This window comes from Devosia sp., assembly GCF_017744655.1.
Taxonomy (GTDB): domain Bacteria; phylum Pseudomonadota; class Alphaproteobacteria; order Rhizobiales; family Devosiaceae; genus Devosia.
The window spans coordinates 61,101-77,770 of record NZ_JAGIAW010000009.1 but is presented as its reverse complement, the minus strand read 5'-3'; the positions used below and the strand labels follow the sequence as shown (position 1 = coordinate 77,770).

Genomic DNA, 16,670 nt, shown 5'->3' with positions numbered 1-16,670 from the left:
TTCGCTTCTAGCATTTTGGCCGAACAGAGGGGACTACCCATGGCAAAAAGCGCTCTGATGGCGGAGCTGGAAACGCTGGTTTCCGAGGCTCGCAATCCCGATACGGTCGGGATCGATCTCATGACCACCCGCGAGGTTCTCGCGGCCATGAATCGGGAAGACAACAAGGTCCCGCAAGCCGTCGAAAAGGTTCTGCCTGAAATCACCGAGGCCGTCGACAAGATCGTCGACGCCTTCCGTCATGGCGGGCGCCTCATCTATATGGGCGCTGGCACCAGCGGCCGCCTCGGCGTGCTCGACGCCTCCGAATGCCCGCCGACCTTTGGCGTGCCGCCCGAAATGGTTGTCGGCCTCATCGCCGGCGGCGATCACGCCCTGCGCCACCCCATCGAAGGCGCCGAAGACTCCCCCGAGGAAGGTCGCAAGGATCTTGAGCGCGTAAAGCTCGAAGCCCGCGACGTCGTCGTCGGAATCGCCGTTTCCGGCCGCACCCCCTATGTCATCGGCGGCCTCGACTACGCCAAGTCGGTCGGCGCCACGACGGTTGCCCTGTCCTGCAACCCCGACAGCACCATCGCCCGCCAGGCCGAGATCGCCATCTCGCCCGTCGTCGGCCCCGAAGCCGTTACCGGCTCAACCCGCCTGAAGTCCGGCACCGCGCAGAAACTGGTTCTGAACATGCTGACCACGGCCAGCATGATCCGCATCGGCAAGACCTATCAGAACCTGATGGTCGACCTCTCGGTCTCGAACAAGAAGCTTGAGGCCCGCGCCATCCGCATCATCGTCGAAGTCGCCAACTGCACCACCGAGGAGGCCGAACGCTACCTCGCCGCCAGCGACGACAACGTCAAACTCGCCATCCTCATGGCCCTGACCGGCATGGACCGCCCGACCGCCGAAGCTGCTTTGGAGAAGTCCGAAGGCTTCCTCCGCCGCGCCGCCGGCATCCAGCCGCGCGCTGCGGGCTGATTCCTCAGCCCATCGCCAACCTCGATGTCACCCCGGCGAAGGCCGGGGCCCATCCTGAGATCTCAAGATGGATCCCGGCCTTCGCCGGGATGACAGGCGGTGGTTGGAAGAGATTTAGCCAAAACCACCGTCCCTTCACCTCCCCTTGATGGGCTCCGCGCCGTCCCGCAGAGCAAATCACTCCAGTGGAGTGATTTGAGGTAAGGAGGCCGGGTGGGGTGGGGCCGCAAACTCCGCGATCAGCTCCTGATCGCCCGCCCCGCCTCATCAAACAAATGCACGTCGCCGGCCGGCAGCCCGATATGCATCTGTTGATGCAATTCCAGCTCCGGCGCCCCATCGAGCTTCACCGTCACCGTCTCCCCATCCGGCAGCTCAACATAGGCCAGCGCATACTCGCCGAACTGTTCAATGACGGCCAAGGTGCCGCTCAAATGCGCCGTCTCGGCGCTCGCCAGCTCCATATGCTCGGGTCGTGCCCCAATCGTTCGCACTTTCGTCAGATCGGTGCCGGTCAATGCTAACAGTCTGTTCCCCGGAAGCCGCAATCCGCCGGCCTCTGGTGTCACCGGAAGAAAGTTCATCCTCTGGCTGGCAATGAACCCAGCCACAAACGTATTCACCGGGTTGCGATAAAGCTCCAGCGGCGTGCCCACTTGCTCGATCACCCCGGCATTGAGCACCACGATCCGATCCGCCAGCGTCATCGCCTCGACCTGATCGTGCGTCACGTAAATCATTGTCGCATCAAGCGTATCGTGCAGTTTGGCAATCTCCACCCGCGTCTGCGCCCGCAAAGCCGCGTCGAGATTTGACAACGGCTCATCGAACAAAAACACCTTTGGATTGCGCACGATCGCCCGCCCGATCGCCACGCGCTGGCGCTGCCCGCCGGACAGTGCCTTGGGCATGCGATCAAGATAGGGCTCAATCTGCAGGATGCGCGCCGCCTCCCTAACCCGTTGATCGACTTCCTCTTTCGGCGTCTTCATGAGTTTGAGGCCAAAGGCCATGTTCTCATAAACGCTCATATGCGGATAAAGCGCATAGGACTGGAAAACCATGGCGATGCCACGCTGCGGCGAGGGTATGTCATTGACCACCCTGCCGCCGATGGAAATGTCGCCGCCCGAGATCGGTTCGAGCCCGGCAATCATGCGCAGCAGCGTCGATTTTCCGCAGCCCGAAGGCCCCACGAAGACAACGAACTCCCCGCTCTTGATGTCGAGATCGACCCCATGGACCACCTCAAGCGATCCATAGGACTTTCGGACTTGTCGAAGCGTGACATCGGCCATGAGAGCCTCCTCAGATCTCTACCAGCAGCGTGACGATTTCAAACGGACGCAGGTTCAAGGTCAGCTTATTGTCCTTGAGTGCCAATGGCTTGCTCGGACCCTCTTCCATAAGGTTGACCGCCCGCACGCTCTTGACCTTCACCCCAAACGAGATCGTCGCCTCCGCGCGAATATTGGCGTGCTCGAAGACGCGCAGCACCACGTCGTCCGATTTCTCGGCCTTCTTCACCGTCTCGATGGTGACGTTATCCCCGCTCACCTGCGCCAGGCTAAACTGCTCGAAATTGCCGCTGGCCTGGGCCTGCGGAGACGTCGAGCCAATAACGGCAACCGGGTTGTTGAAGCGTTCCGCCGCACGATGTACCTGCGCCAAGTCCGCCACGCCTTCATGGACAAACAGCGCATAGCGGATGCGATGTTCGCCAAGATCGGCATCCGGGCTCGGGAAGGTCGAGCCGCGCACCAGCGTCAGCCGCACCGATTGCTCATGGCAATCATAGGCATACTTGCTGTCATTGATCAGCGCGGCACCGAAATCGGCTTCCGAAATATCGACCCAGCGATGCATCGAAGCCTCGAACCGCGCACGATCCCAGGTGGTGTTGCGATGGGTCGGGCGTTTCACATGGCCGAACTGAATTTCCGAACGGATTTCGGAAATGTTGAGATCGAACGGGAACTGCGCCTTGATGACCTGCTGCCGCTCCTGCCAATCGATAAAGGTATCGAACTCCACCTGCCGCGCACCGGCAGCGAGCGAAATCACCTGCACGATCAGCGACTTCTGGTATTTGCGCTCAACCCGGATCGCCGCACGATGCGGACCGGTTTCGACGACCGAAATCTTCGTCGAGCTATCGGCCAGCGGCCAAAACTGCTCTTCAAAGTAGCGATCGATATCCCAGGCGTCCCACTCCATCGGCTTGTCTTCATAGGCAATAAGCCGGTTGGCCGCCGCGCCCGGCGCCAGCACTTCGCGCTGCCGCGTCTTGTCGAAGACCGAAGTGATTTCGCCCGCCTTGTCGAAGCTGACCTTGATCAACTCGTTCTCAAGATGCTTTTCGGAAACCGACAGCGTGCTTTTTGCCGCGGGAGCGGAGGACACAACCTGCGCCGCGGTCCAGCCCAAGGCCGCGATATTGCCCATCGGTGCAACATTTTCCGTCGAACCATCAGCCCGCGTGATCTTCTGCACCGGCGCAACGCCGCCAGCTGTCGCTAGACCATTGCCCGCGCCGACATTGCCGAGACTGACCAGTTCACCCCGGTTCTGGCTGGTGAAATTGAGCACGCGAAGCTGATCCGCACCCGGCTTGGCAAAAGCCTGCGCCGCCGCATGCCACGGCCCGTTCTGCGAGGTCAGGGTCGAAAAAATCTTCCCATATTCGGAATCGCTATCGACATAGACCTCGGGAATGGACGTACCCGGCAGGATGTCGTGGAACTGGTTTATAAGAACCAGTTCCCAGAATTCAGCAAGGGTTTCAGAGGGATAGGCATGTCCCGCCTGGCTCAGCGCCATGGCGCCCAAAAATTCCAGCTCGCGCAACCGCCGCTCGGCATTGCGGTTATTGGCCTTGTTCTTGGCGACCGAAGTCAGCGTACCGCGATGGTACTGCAGATAGAGCTCGCCATTCCAGGTCGGGAATTTCGCCGGGTTGGCATCCATCGCCTTGCCCAGCCGATCGAGGAATGGAACGATGCCCTCCAGCTTCACCTTCGGCGCACCCGGAATGCCGCGTTCAAGACGCGTGCCGCGCTCGATCATGGCGCGGGTCGGCCCGCCGCCGCCGTCGCCATAGCCATAGGACATGACGACTTCATTATAGGCCGCCTTGGGCTCATAGCGCTTCCACGCACCCATGGTCTCGGAAACCGAGAGATCGCCATTATAAGTCGTGAAAATCTGCTCGCTGTCATACCGCTGCGCGGTAATGAGCTGCGCCTTGGTCACCGTGCCGTCGATGCCGCGCCAGAAGAACGTGTCATAGGGATGCCGGTCGGTGTCGTTCCAAGAGAGCTTCGATGTCACAAAATATTCGAGCCCGGATTTCTCCATGATCTGCGGCAGATTGGCCGAATAGCCAAACGTGTCCGGCAGCCAAACCGTCTTTGGCGTCACATTGAAATGCTCGATATGGAATTTTCGCCCACGCATGATCTGGCGCACCAGCGATTCACCCGAGGCGATATTGACGTCCGGCTCCACCCACATGGCGCCTTCGATCTCGAACTGCCCGGATTTGACCTTCTTGAGCATACGCTCCCAGATTTCGGGATAGTCCTGCTTCAAAAAGTCGAAGAGCACCGACTGGTTGTACATGAAGACGAACTGCGGATACTCCTCCATCAGGTTGAGCACCGTGGCAAAGCTGCGGCCAGTCTTGTCGCGCGTATGCATCACGCGCCAGAGCCAACCAACGTCGAGATGGGTCGAGCCAACCGCGGTGATCTGCGGCTGCACCTCGGTATCGACGAGATCATAGATCTCCTTGGCGATTTTTTCGGCTGCCGGCAGCCCAGCCTCAAAAGCATCCGTATGCCCGTCGCGGCGATCAAGCGCTCGCAGCGCGCGGTCAACAATGTTCAGAATCGCCTGGCGCCGCGGATCATTCTGATAGAGCCGCACCGCCACATCGAGCGGCGTCTGCAGATCATAATAGAGCTTTTCGGCCCGCTCATTGCGGATGAAGAAGTCGACTTCGAAGCCCACCAGCGGCCGATCGAAGAATGTAAAAGCATTGACGAGAATGACGTGCTTGTTGCCCGGCTTGGCATTGCGCTCGATCACCAGCTCGGTGTGATTGCCATCCAGCGCCTGCGCAATCTTGCCGTCGAGATAGGCCAGACATTGCGGGTCAGTCGAACCCGGCCGATCCTGCCACTGGCTGGTAAAATGCGCGACAAACACCTTGCCCTTGGCTTCCTCGGGCACGGTGATTTCAGCGGCAAACCAGGTGTGTTCCTGATGCTTGGCCCAGACCGTGTGGCGGCCAAACTTTTCCCAGTTCTTCCAGTCCGCCTTCAGCGCCTCCGCAGCGGAAAAACCGTCGGCGCGCTGTACATGCCACTGAAACGGCACATTGGCGATGGGCGTGCGGATCTTCTTTTCGAGGTCAGCGCAAAGACGGAGGAGTTTTCCTTCCATCTTGAGGTCGTCGTCCAGAAGACCAAGCTTGGTAGATTGAGGATTGGAATAGGTCATCCTTTGACTCCGACACCGGCGAACCCTGTGTTCATGTTCCGCCGCAACAAGAAATACACGCCGACCGCCGGCGCAGCGTAGAGAATGGAAAAGGCCGTTAGGAAGCCGTAGTTGATGGCGCCCTGCTGCCCGAAGGCTGCGTAGAGCCCCACCGACATCGGGAAAGCGTCCTGCACACGCGCAAAGATCAGCGGCAGCAGGAACTCGTTCCACGCACCCGTAAAGCTGAAGAACCAGACCACCGCGATCCCGGCGCGCGACATGGGCAACACGATTTTCGTGACAATCTGGAGAAGGCTCGCCCCTTCCACATAGGCCGCTTCTTCAAGTTCGATCGGCACCGTATCGAAGAAATTTTTGAGCAGCAGCAGCGTGAACGGCAGATTGAGGATGGTCAGCGCAATGATGACGCCGAGCTGGTTGAGCAGCCCCGAGCGCTGCGCCGCAAAATAGAGCGGCACCAGCACGCCCGCCGAAGGCAGCATGCGCAACAACACCAGCGTCCAAAGCAGTGCATTGCGCCCCGGAATGCGCAGCCGCGATAGCGGATAGGCTGCCGAGATGCCCACGACCACCGACAGCGTCGCCGTTCCCGCCGCGATGATGAAGGAGTTGATGAACTGCCGCCCGGCATTGCCGCTGACCGCCAGCCCAAAATTATCAAAGCCAAAGGCCCTCGGAATTTCGAGCTGCCCGGTCGAGAGAGGGTTGAAGGCATTGAGGATCAGCCAAGAAAACGGGCTCACCCAGATGACGGCCATGAAGGCGAGGGCAATCGCGGTCAGGCGGGAGGGTTGGTTTTCCATTATTTAGGCTCCCGCAGAAGACGCAGATAGAAGAGCGAGAGCACACCGACAATGGCCAGCATGGCGACCGAAATGGCCGAACCGAAGCCCAGATTTCCGCGCGCAAAACTCTGGTTGTAAAGGAAGACCGCCAGGGTTTCCGTCTGCCGCCCCGGCCCGCCGCCGGTCATGGCAAAAATCAGCGGGAAATAGGTGAAGGTCCAGATGGTGATGAAGAGCATGTTCGTGGCGATATGCGGCCGGATGATCGGCAATTGCACGAGCCAGATGCGCTGGAACGGCGTTGCCCCGTCGACCTTTGCCGCCTCCACCACTTCGCGCGACACCGAGTCGAGTGCAGCGGAGAACAGCAGGTAGGACCAGGCCGTGCCCTTCCAGATATTGGCGATGGTGACGATGGGCAGGGCATATTCATTGATGAAATTGATCGGCCGGAAGCCAAGCGGCACGACGATCAGCTGATTGATGAGGCCCGTCTGGCTGGTCGTGGCCGACCAGAGGAATGCCGCCACGATATCTGGCAGCAGCCAGCCGAGCATGATGCAGACTTCCACCACGCTGCGAATGCTCGATTGCGTGCCGCGCAAGACGGCGGCGAGCAGGAAGCCCAGCACCGATTGGCCGACAATGGCCGAGAAGAACACGAAGATGACGGTGGTCCAGAGCGATTCAAGAAAGCCGCGCCGGGTAAACAGCCGCTCGAAATTTTCGAGCCCCACCCAGCTCCACTCGACACTCTTCTTGCCCACCAGGGCCAGGTCGGTGAAGGAAAAGGCAAAGGCCCAGGCGGTAAAATAAAGCAGCGCCCCGATCAGGATAATGGCCGGCAACATGCCGAGCACCAGGACGAAGAGATTGCCGGTCAGCCAAGGATTGGCCTGGTTTCTCATGGGCTTTCTCGCTTGGGCGGTCGGTAGACCAACACGCTTCCAGAAACTCGGTGTCATCCCCGCAAAAGCGGGGATCTCCGTTAGGGAATGAGATTCCCGCTTACGCGGGAATGACGCGGGAGATTGTTAGAAAAACACCCGTCACGGCGGCACCCGGAGGACATCTTTGGGCGCCGCCGCGTCGGGAGGTTCTTATTCGTAGGTTACGACAGCTTCTTCGCCGAATTCGTCGACCAGCGCGTCATGATAGGTCTGGACGACTTCTTCGACCGGCACGCCATCGACGAGATCCGAGGTCGCCTGCTGGATCAGAGCCGAAACGGTCTGATAGCCGGGGACGGTATCGCGGCCGGTGGTGTCGGCAGCCAGTGCCGTTGCCTTGGCGAGGAACGGATCGGCCATATATTCCGGAGATTCCGAAATGTCGGTACGAACCGCCATGCGGTGGGTCGCAAGGGTCCAGGCCTTAAAATTGTCGAGATCGAAGATCGAGGTCACGAGCTTGAAGGCAAGGTCCTTGTCACTGGCATTGGCATTGACGCCGATGGCCCAGCCGCCGGAAATATTGGTCGTCGCCTTGGTTCCGGGTTCACCCGAGCCCGGCCACGGCGTCCAGGCCACGAGCGCATCGCGCTCTTCGCGGCTCGGCGGGGTGTTGCAGTCCCAGAGGCATGCATCTTCCCAGGAGCCGGAGGCGAGAATGCCGAGCTGGTCATTGGCCAGCGCCGCACGCACTGCCGCGCCGATATCGGTGGCATAGTTGAGATCGGCCGGGTTCAGTTCGCGTTCGGCATAGACCTGGTGGTAGAAGTCGAAGGTGCGGCGCAGTGCCGGGCTGTCGCCGATCCACTGATTGGTGTCGCGCTTCAAGAGACGATTGCGATCGCCTTCCGGCACGTCGGCGCCGAGCAGCGCCATATAGACGCCCTGCATGGTGGCCGCTTCCGCCTGCTTGGTGCCGGCCGGCAACTGGAACGGATACTGCACGCCCGCATCCTTGAGCTTTTGCGCGGCATCGAGAATGTCGGCCCAGCTCTTGGGCTCCCATGGAGTGGGAATGCCGGCCTTTTCGAAGTTGGACAGATCATACCAGAGCATGCGCACGTCGGTATCGGTGGGCAGGGCATAGATCTGGCCCTGATAGGACGCGACTTCCAACAGGCCCTTCATATAGGGCTCGAACTGGTCCCAGCCATTGAGCGGCTCGTTGAGCGGCAGCAGATAACCGGCAGAAGCCAGTTCGCTGACCATGAAGGAGTCCATCACATTGACATCGGCGGCAGTGCCGGCGCTGAGATCGAGCGCGATGCGCTGGTCATAGCCCTGGCCCGGCAGCTTGATGGCCTTCACGGTTTCGCCGGTCTCGGCCTCAAAGGCCGTGATGCCGGGCTCGACCAGCGCCGCCAGCCATTCGGGATACATGAACGATACTTCCGCCTGGGCGGGGATCGCGGACGCGGCCATCAAGGTCATGGCGGCCACCGTCGTCAGAAAACCGGTTCTGAGCATTAACTCCTCCTCTGCTCTGCTGCCGCTTATCGCACGCGGCATTGTCCGGGACCTCCACATCCCGAACGGCCAGAACGTAATCACATGTTATGCAACGTTGCAATTGCATTTCGAAAATTGTCATTGATGCTGACATATCGCAATTTTTATCGTTGTTTTTCAATGGTATTGTAAAGTTTGCATCGATTTCGGTGAGCCGTGATTCTTATCTAACGTTGCAAAAAATTCGCATTGGTTTGAGCGCGAGCCCGTGTAAAATCGGCTCGGGGAAAGCAATGAGCAGCAAGACGACGAAGAACAATATGGCCAGCGGCACGAGGCGCGTGACGCTCAAGACCATTGCCGAGGTGACCGGGCTCAGCCTTTCCACCGTCTCCCTGTCCCTCAGGGGCGGCACGACGCTCAAGCAGGAAACCCGCGACAAGGTCAACGAAGCCGCCAAGGCGCTCGGCTATGTGCCCGATCGCGCCGGCGTACGCCTCAGGACAGGCAAGACCAATGTCATCGCTCTCGTGCTCGATGGTTCCGAGGATTCCATCGATTTTGCCCGCAACATGATCCAGGGCATCGGCCATGCCATTCATGGCACGCGCTACCACCTGACGGTGATCCCGGAATTCGAGCGGCACCTGTCGACCGATACGATCAACTATATCCTCTCCAATCGCACCGCTGACGGCGTCATCATCACCCATACCGGCCCGCGCGATCCGCGCGTGCAGATGATGATCGATGCCGATTTCCCCTTCGTCAGCCATGGGCGCACCGAATTCTATACGCCGCACGCCTATCACGACTTCCATTCCGAGGATTTTGCCGCGCTTGCCGTAAGACGCCTTGCCGGAAAGGGTTGTCGCGATATCATGCTCGTCATCGGCGATGACAGCACCACCAATTACCACAATATCGTCACCTCCTTCCGCAAGGAGGCGGCCCGCGCCGGCATCGAGGCCCGGATCTTCCAGGGCGCGGCCAAGTTGAGCCCAGCCGACATGCGCGCCGTCGGCCTCGACCTCGCCGTCGCCGCGGACCGTCCGGACGGCATCATCTGCGACAGCGAAATGCGCACCATCGCGCTGGTCGGCGGCCTCACCGAGGGCGGCGTGACCCTCGGCCGCGAAGTGCAACTGATCTACAAGCAGACGTCTGGAATTTTGCCCACGCTCTTCCCGCAAATGGACAGTATCCGCGAGGACGTCTTTGCCGCCGGGGGCGAATTGACCCGCCTCCTCCTGCGCCGCATCGACGGCGCCGCCGTTGGCGACCTGCAGACCCTCGCCGAGCCGCAGCCCCACTGGCGCAGCGGCTAGGCAACTGGCGCGATAACCCGCCAACTACCCTCTCCATCGTCACCACCGGGCTCGTCCCGGTGGTCCATGCCGAGGCGAGATGGATTGCCGGGGCAAGCCCGGCAATGACGGCGGGTGGGAGAGGTCTTGCCCTAAGCCTTCGCCCGCGCCAGTGCCGCCTTCATCTTGACTGTATGGTTGAGTGCATAGGCAAGCCCGATCTGGATCGACAGCCCCACCAACAGGATTGCCGCGTCGGTAAGCACGCTCTCTGGCACCCCCGCCTTTACCGCCTGGAACAGCAGACTCAGCGCCGTGCCCGTGGCAAAAACCGCGAGGCCCTGCCGCCCCATGGCGCGCAGCGGCGAAACCCAGCGAGAGGCGGCAATCGCCTGCATGCTGGGGATGGACGCCAGCACGTAGAATAGGCACAGCGCATGCAAAAGCCGCGGCAAGGAAAGAAAGGTCTTGTCGAAGGAGTGGATATGGAAGGGCGCGCCGATCTGCCAAAGCCAGCGCAACACGCCATTGCCCATGGCGCCCACCGGCGACACTTTCATCCACAAAAGCGACAGGACCAGAAATCCCAGCGCCAACAGGAAGGCCACCGGATGGGCCGGAAACGCCCGCTTGCTAAGCTTCATGCCCATGCCGGCCACAAGCCCCAGCACAAAGATCAACTGCCAGGAAAGCGGATTGAAAAACCAGCCGCCCGAATTGGGATAGTTCGGAAAATTTAGCCTGAACGTGCCAGCCAGCACCCAAAGCAGCACCGAGCCCGCCACCAGCCAATAGGGCTTTTTTAAACCCGCCACGATCAGCGCCGGCGTGATCAGCAGGAAGGTGAGGTAAAGCGGCAGAATATTGAGATAGCCGAATTGATGCGTCAGCAGCGGAATGCCGATCAACACCTCAAGCGGTTTCTGCGCCAGCGCCTTCAGATTATTGGTCGTCAGCAGCTCATAGAGCCCAAAGAAATGCGCCGCCGCGGCAAAGGTGCCGAGGAAAATGAAGGTCAGCGTCAGGTGCACGAAATAGAGCTGTCTCGCCCTGGCCCAAGGCCGGGCAATAGCAAGCCACACCGGCACCTGCTTGAGGAAGGCGCCCGAATAGGCCAATCCCGCCGCCACCCCCGACATGAATACGAAGGCCTCGGCCGCATCGGAAAATCCGAAATTGCGGTTGGTAAAAGCCTCGAACACCGTCCCCGGCACGTGGTTGATGAAGATCATCACCAGCGCTAGGCCCCGGAACATGTCGAGCCGCTCGTCGCGGCCGCCCGGGGGCAGGGGAGCGGAGCCGGCCGCAATAGCGCGCAGGCCCGGGATGCGATCCCAGACGGTCGGTTTGCGCTCAAGCATGGACAGCGACTTCAAGAAGGCCCGAGGTCACGACAGGCTCGGTAGCGCGCCAGCTGGCGAGAATAGCGTCGGCTTCGACGATGATCGAGCTCGGCGTCCGTTCATTGGCGGTCGAGAACAGCCAGGTGCTGACTGGCCGGTCGCCGCCCCGCGCCGTCGCCCAGATGACGAAGGGTGCAAGAAGGGCAGGGCCAGCCACCGGTAGCAGCCAGGGCAGGAAGGCCGGCCCGGCATAGGCCATGAACACCAAAGCCGCGAGTGCGGCCAGGACGATCCACCAGCTCGCCGAAAAAGCCGTCTTCAGCGGCACCGCCTTGGCGTCGCGCTCGGTCGCCGGCCAGCCGCCATCCATGCCGAAAAGAATCTGGAACACCGCGCGGCTCTGAAAGCCGAGCAGGACCGGGGCGATAATGGTCGAAATGACGATCTCGCTCAAAACCGAAGGAATGATCCGCCAGCCACCAAAGGCCGCATTGGTGCCGTCGAGGGCGCCGCGCACGGCAATGGCGAATTTGGGCAGAAGCAGGGTCGCCAGCACGCCGCCGCCGATCACCCAGGGGGTCGCGCCCCAGCGCTCGCCGCCGCTATCGGGCGTAAGGCTTGAAAGGAGGCTCGCCGCCATCAGCAAGAGCCAGAGCGGCGAGGCGAGATAAGCCATGATGCCCTGGACGAAGGTAAACCGGCTCCAGAATTTCAGCCCCGGCGCAGCAATCAGCCGGCGATGCTGCAGATTACCCTGGCACCAGCGACGATCGCGCTTGGCATATTCGATGAGGTTTTCCGGCCCCTGCTCGAACGAACCGAGCAGTTCAGGGTCGACCTCAACCTTCCAGCCGCCGCGAGCCAAAAGCGCCGCCTCGACATAGTCGTGACTGAGGATATGCCCGCCATAGGGCGGTTTTCCCGAAAGCACCGGCAGGCCGCAGCACGAGGCAAAGGCGCGCACCCGCACAATGGCATTATGCCCCCAATAGGGCCCGTCCTCGCCCTGCAGCATGGCCGCGCCACGCGCAAAATAGCGCGAAAAATAGGCCGAGGAAAAAGCCATCATGCGCCCAAAAAGGGTCCGCGCGGCGATCACTACCGGCACCGTCTGCAACAGCCCGAGTTTCGGATCACCATCCATCCGCCGCACCATGGCCAGCATGGTATCGGCTTCCATCAGGCTGTCGGCATCGAGAATGATGGCATAGTCATAGGCCGCGCCCGAGCGGGCAATGAAATCCTCGATATTGCCGGCCTTGCGGCCGACATTACGCTCACGGCGGCGATAGAAGATGCGGCCGGGCGCTTCCGGCTCGACGATCAGCCGCTCGAATTCGCTCGCTTCCTCGGCCGCCACTTCCAGGGAAGTCGTGTCCGAAAGAATGGCAAAGTGAAAATGCTCGCCAAGACCCTTGGCCACGATCTGCCGGTTCATCGCCGCGATACGTGCAAAGGTTTCTACGGGGTCTTCATTATAGATCGGCACCAGAATGGCCGTCTTGCCCTCGGGCCGCGTCAGGTCCATGAGGCGCCGCGATTTTGGCGACAACGCCCCCAAAAGCCCAATCGTCCCGCCCCAGACCAGCCAGAAGCCGGTCAAGACGAGCAGGATCGTGCGCAGCCAATCGAGAAAGACGGGGCGATTGCCCCCGATCAGGTCGAGAAAGGCCGTGCCGGCGGTCAGGCTCACACCCGCGGCGAAGCCCAGCGTGAGCAGCCGCAGCCACCCAGCCCGCCCCGGAGTTAGCCGATTACCCATTCACCAGTCCTAGTTGCGCTGCCAGACGAGAAAGAAGGCTTTGAAGAGACCGCCAAAGGCCGAGCCGCGCTCAAGCGTCTGCTTGGGCATGGCAAGCGGGGCATTGGGAAGGCCGTCGATAGGCTGAAAGGGCTGGTGCTTCATGCAATTTCTCCGCGCCACTGATAAAGCCAGGCTTCCGTCAGTGGTTCGCCGCCTGAGCCAATGCTGGCCCGCAGCTCGATAAGGTTCTGACCTTCCGTCTCGACATCGAGGACCAGACGCCAAAGTCCGTTGGCGTCGATCTGCGAGAAGGTCGACGATGTAATTTCACCGGCCGACGCCGTGGCATCGACTTCGAAGATTGTGTCAGGCGACAGGTCCGCGAGGCGTCCACCATCGAAGTCGATGACGAACTTGCGCAGCGTTGCCGCGTTTTCGACCCCGGAGACACCACCCTGGCCAATGCGGGTTTCAACCACATGCGCCAGCTCGGCATCGTCCTTCGCAACGAGATCGCCCCAAATCAGGCGATAGCCATATTCACGTTCCTGGCCCGCCTTGGGCGGCTCGTTCGGAATCCAGAACGCGGCGATGTTGTCATCGGTTTCCGACTTGGCCGGAATTTCGATCAGGCGCACCTGGCCCTGACCCCAATCATGGGTCGGTTCGACGCGCATCGAGGGGCGGCGTTCATAGTGCGCGCCGGCGTCCTGGTAGTCGTCAAAATTGCGGTTACGCTGGTAAAGGCCAAAGGCCTTCATATTGGCGTCCCAGAAGAAGGAATTGCCAAGCTGCGGCGTGTTGTTGAGCTGGCGCCACTGCGGCAGCCCGGCTTCCGGCTCGAAAACGAGCCCGGAGCAATCGTGCACCTGCGGCCGGAAATCGTCGAACTGATGCCGATTGGTCTCGGCAAAGAGGAACATCGAGGTCAGCGGCGCAATGCCCATTTCCCCGATATCGCTGCGGAAATAGAGCCGCGCGGTGACGTCCATCACCGTCTCCTGCTGGCTTTCGCCCGCCGGCGAAATCAGGAAACGATAGGCCCCGGTCACGCTCGGGCTTTCAAGCGCGGCATAGACCGTCAGCGGGCCATCGCCCGTAGGACGCTCGACATAGAATTCGGAGAAACGCGGAAACTCCTCGGGCCCTTCACGCCAGGAATTGATGAGCAGGCCACGTGCGCTCGAACCATAGATATTGCCGCGACCCAAGGCGCGGAAATAGCTCGCGCCAAGGAACGCGACCAATTCGTCGGCGAGATCGGGCGTGTTGAGCGGATAATTGATGCGGAAGCCGGCAATGCCCGGAAACTCGGCCGTCTCGATCGTCTTGCGCTCGGTATCATCATCGAAGTGGTAGATGAAGTCTTCGCTGTCGAAAGCGAAGGGATGCGCGTCGCCATCGGTGATTTCATAGACCGAGACGGTTTCCTTGAAGAGCCAGCCGGGCGGAAAGGCCTGGATCTGAAAACCGTGATCGTCGCCGCGCCAGCGTGCCTTGTCCGTATTGAACTGCACGCGGCGGTAGCCGTCATAGTTGAGGCCCATATAGACCTCGGAATCGATCAGGACGGGGCTCTGATAGGGCTGGGCCGCCAGGTCCTTCATGCGCTGGGAGAAGCTGTCATAGTCGAAAGCGCCTGAAATGGGCTCGATCGCCAGGACAGTCTGGGTCAGCGATGTGGAAGTAAGCAGGGCGATGGAAGCGGCGGCGCCGGAGAGAAAGGCGCGGCGAGACAGTCGATTATCTGGGGCGGTGAGCATTTGTGACGCTTGTTGTTCTTCGCTATCCATCAATTTCCGGCAACGTCGCCAAGCCGGTAAAGTTGTCGCATGGCGGGCATGCAGCAAACGCATGGCGCAATGCTGCCCAAAAACCGCCTTGAAACCGTCTTCACCGTCTCGTGATGAGCAGGCGAGGCTGAGCTAAGGGGCAAATGGGGCGAAAGACTGGCGCATGAAGAAAACGTTAAAAAACTGTCATATGACAGAAAAGAAAAACCCCGGGAGTCAGTGACTTCCGAGGTTCTTGCGCGCGATTTGTCGCAGTTTGGAGGGTCAGCGTCAGGCCCCGGCTTCAGGCTCCACGCTAGTGGAAAGTGCCAAAAATCTCAGGCAATTCCGCCGAGGCACACATATTTGATCTCGACAAAATCCTCGATGCCATAGCGCGACCCCTCGCGCCCCAGCCCCGAGAGTTTTACGCCGCCAAATGGCGCCTCGGCCGTTGAGACGAGCCCGGTGTTGACCCCGACCATCCCATATTCGAGCGCCTCGGCCACCCGCCACACCCGGCTCAGGTCCCGCGCATAGAAATAAGAAGCCAGCCCAAACTCCGTATCATTGGCCTGCGCGATGACATCGGCCTCGTCCTTGAACCGGAACAGCGGCGCCACCGGCCCAAAAGTCTCCTCCCGCGCCACGGCCATGTCAGCCGTCACATCGGCCAAAACCGTCGGCTCATAGAACGTGCCCCCAAGCGGAGAAACTTTTCCCCCGCGCAGCACCTTTGCGCCTTTCCCCAGCGCATCGGCCACATGCTCCTCCACTTTTTCGAGCGCCGCTTCATCGATCAGCGGCCCCAAAATGACACCTTCGTCAAAACCATTGCCTGTCTTCAGCGTCCCCACGGCCTTGCTGAGCTTTTCGGCAAAAGCGTCATAAACCCCATCCTGCACATAGATGCGATTGGCACAGACGCAGGTCTGCCCATTGTTGCGAAATTTCGCGATCAGCGCCCCGTCGACAGCCGCATCGAGATCGGCATCGTCAAAGACGATAAAGGGCGCATTGCCGCCCAACTCCAGCCCGAGTTTTTTGATGGTCGGCGCGCTCTGCTTGTAGAGCTCTGCACCCACCTCAGTGGACCCGGTAAAAGTCAGTTTCCGCACGATCGGATTGGCGGTCATCTCCGCCCCGATTTCTCTAGCGGAGCCGGTCACGACGCTGAAAAGCCCCTTGGGCAATCCGGCCCTTTCTGCCAGCACCGCAATCGCAATGGCCGAAAACGGCGTCTGAGAAGCCGGTTTCAGCACCATCGCACACCCCGCCGCCAGCGCCGGTCCCGCTTTTCGCGTTATCATCGCATTGGGAAAGTTCCACGGCGTGATCGCCGCCACGACCCCGATCGGCTGCTTCATCACCATGATCCGCGCATCGGCCCGATGACCGGGGATCAGGTCGCCATAAACCCGCCGTGCCTCCTCGGCGAACCATTCGATAAAGCTCGCGCCATAAACGATCTCGCCTGTCGCCTCAATCACGGGCTTGCCCTGTTCGAGGGTAAGAATCTTCCCCAGATCCTCCTTGTTCTCGATCATCAGCTCAAACCAGCGTCGCAGGATATTGGACCGTTCCTTCGCCGTCCGCGTCGCCCAGTCCTTTTGCGCCCCTTCGGCAAATTCGATCGCCTCGCGCGTTTCCGCAGCGCCAAGCTTGGGCACATGCCCGATCACCTCGCCCGTTGCCGGATTGGTCACCGCAATGCCGGAGCCATTGGCCTCGATCCAGCGGTCTCCCACGAGCGCCGCCTGGCGAAAAAGTGAGGTATCCCTGAGCTGCATGATTCACTCCCTTGGCTTCGGCGACAGCATATACAATCAGATCCCGCCATGG

12 protein-coding genes are annotated in these 16,670 nt (G+C 60.7%); 2 read left to right on the top strand and 10 right to left on the bottom strand.

Translation table 11 applies throughout. The annotated features are described in order from the left end of the window. The first annotated feature begins 39 nt into the window (after positions 1 to 39). Positions 40 to 972, top strand: coding sequence for an N-acetylmuramic acid 6-phosphate etherase (murQ, locus tag J7557_RS16685; protein ID WP_291421178.1), 933 nt, complete (start codon positions 40 to 42; stop codon positions 970 to 972). Between the two features lie 239 nt (positions 973 to 1,211). Here murQ and J7557_RS16680 read toward each other — a convergent pair whose 3' ends face one another. From J7557_RS16680 to J7557_RS16660, 5 genes are all read right to left on the bottom strand, one after another. After that, complete coding sequence (locus tag J7557_RS16680; RefSeq protein WP_291421177.1) at positions 1,212 to 2,270, bottom strand: ABC transporter ATP-binding protein; 1,059 nt, start codon at positions 2,268 to 2,270, stop codon at positions 1,212 to 1,214. 10 nt (positions 2,271 to 2,280) lie between these two features. Next, positions 2,281 to 5,475, bottom strand: a complete 3,195-nt coding sequence (locus J7557_RS16675) for a glycoside hydrolase family 38 C-terminal domain-containing protein (RefSeq protein WP_291421176.1) — start codon at positions 5,473 to 5,475, stop codon at positions 2,281 to 2,283. Beyond that, positions 5,472 to 6,281, bottom strand: coding sequence for a carbohydrate ABC transporter permease (locus J7557_RS16670; RefSeq protein WP_291421175.1), 810 nt, complete (start codon positions 6,279 to 6,281; stop codon positions 5,472 to 5,474). Before J7557_RS16670 ends, J7557_RS16675 begins: the two co-directional genes overlap by 4 nt. Continuing rightward, entirely contained in the window at positions 6,281 to 7,171 is an 891-nt protein-coding gene (locus tag J7557_RS16665) for a carbohydrate ABC transporter permease (RefSeq protein WP_291421174.1), read from the bottom strand. Before J7557_RS16665 ends, J7557_RS16670 begins: the two co-directional genes overlap by 1 nt. A 192-nt stretch (positions 7,172 to 7,363) precedes the next feature. After that, a complete protein-coding gene (locus tag J7557_RS16660; RefSeq protein WP_051960346.1) occupies positions 7,364 to 8,680 on the bottom strand; it encodes an extracellular solute-binding protein in 1,317 nt (438 codons plus the stop codon). A 275-nt stretch (positions 8,681 to 8,955) separates the two neighbouring features. On the opposite strand from J7557_RS16660, the gene J7557_RS16655 reads away from it, so the two are divergent. Next, on the top strand, positions 8,956 to 9,990 hold the full coding sequence (locus J7557_RS16655) for a LacI family transcriptional regulator (protein ID WP_291421173.1): 1,035 nt from the start codon (positions 8,956 to 8,958) through the stop codon (positions 9,988 to 9,990). Between the two features lie 131 nt (positions 9,991 to 10,121). On the opposite strand, the gene J7557_RS16650 is transcribed toward J7557_RS16655, so the two are convergent. The 5 genes from J7557_RS16650 to gabD all read right to left on the bottom strand — a co-directional run bounded on the left by J7557_RS16650 (position 10,122) and on the right by gabD (position 16,618). Beyond that, the gene (locus tag J7557_RS16650; protein ID WP_291421172.1) at positions 10,122 to 11,330 is read right to left on the bottom strand and encodes an OpgC family protein; all 1,209 of its coding nucleotides are present in this window, start codon (positions 11,328 to 11,330) and stop codon (positions 10,122 to 10,124) included. Continuing rightward, positions 11,323 to 13,074, bottom strand: a complete 1,752-nt coding sequence (mdoH, locus tag J7557_RS16645; RefSeq protein WP_291421171.1) for a glucans biosynthesis glucosyltransferase MdoH — start codon at positions 13,072 to 13,074, stop codon at positions 11,323 to 11,325. Before mdoH ends, J7557_RS16650 begins: the two co-directional genes overlap by 8 nt. A gap of 9 nt (positions 13,075 to 13,083) precedes the next feature. Then, positions 13,084 to 13,218: a hypothetical protein gene (locus J7557_RS16640; protein WP_291421170.1), complete on the bottom strand. Its 135-nt coding sequence runs from the start codon at positions 13,216 to 13,218 to the stop codon at positions 13,084 to 13,086. Beyond that, a complete protein-coding gene (locus J7557_RS16635; protein ID WP_291421169.1) occupies positions 13,215 to 14,819 on the bottom strand; it encodes a glucan biosynthesis protein in 1,605 nt (534 codons plus the stop codon). Before J7557_RS16635 ends, J7557_RS16640 begins: the two co-directional genes overlap by 4 nt. 347 nt (positions 14,820 to 15,166) lie before the next feature. Next, a complete protein-coding gene (gene gabD / locus J7557_RS16630; protein WP_291421168.1) occupies positions 15,167 to 16,618 on the bottom strand; it encodes an NADP-dependent succinate-semialdehyde dehydrogenase in 1,452 nt (483 codons plus the stop codon). Positions 16,619 to 16,670: the final 52 nt, after the last annotated feature.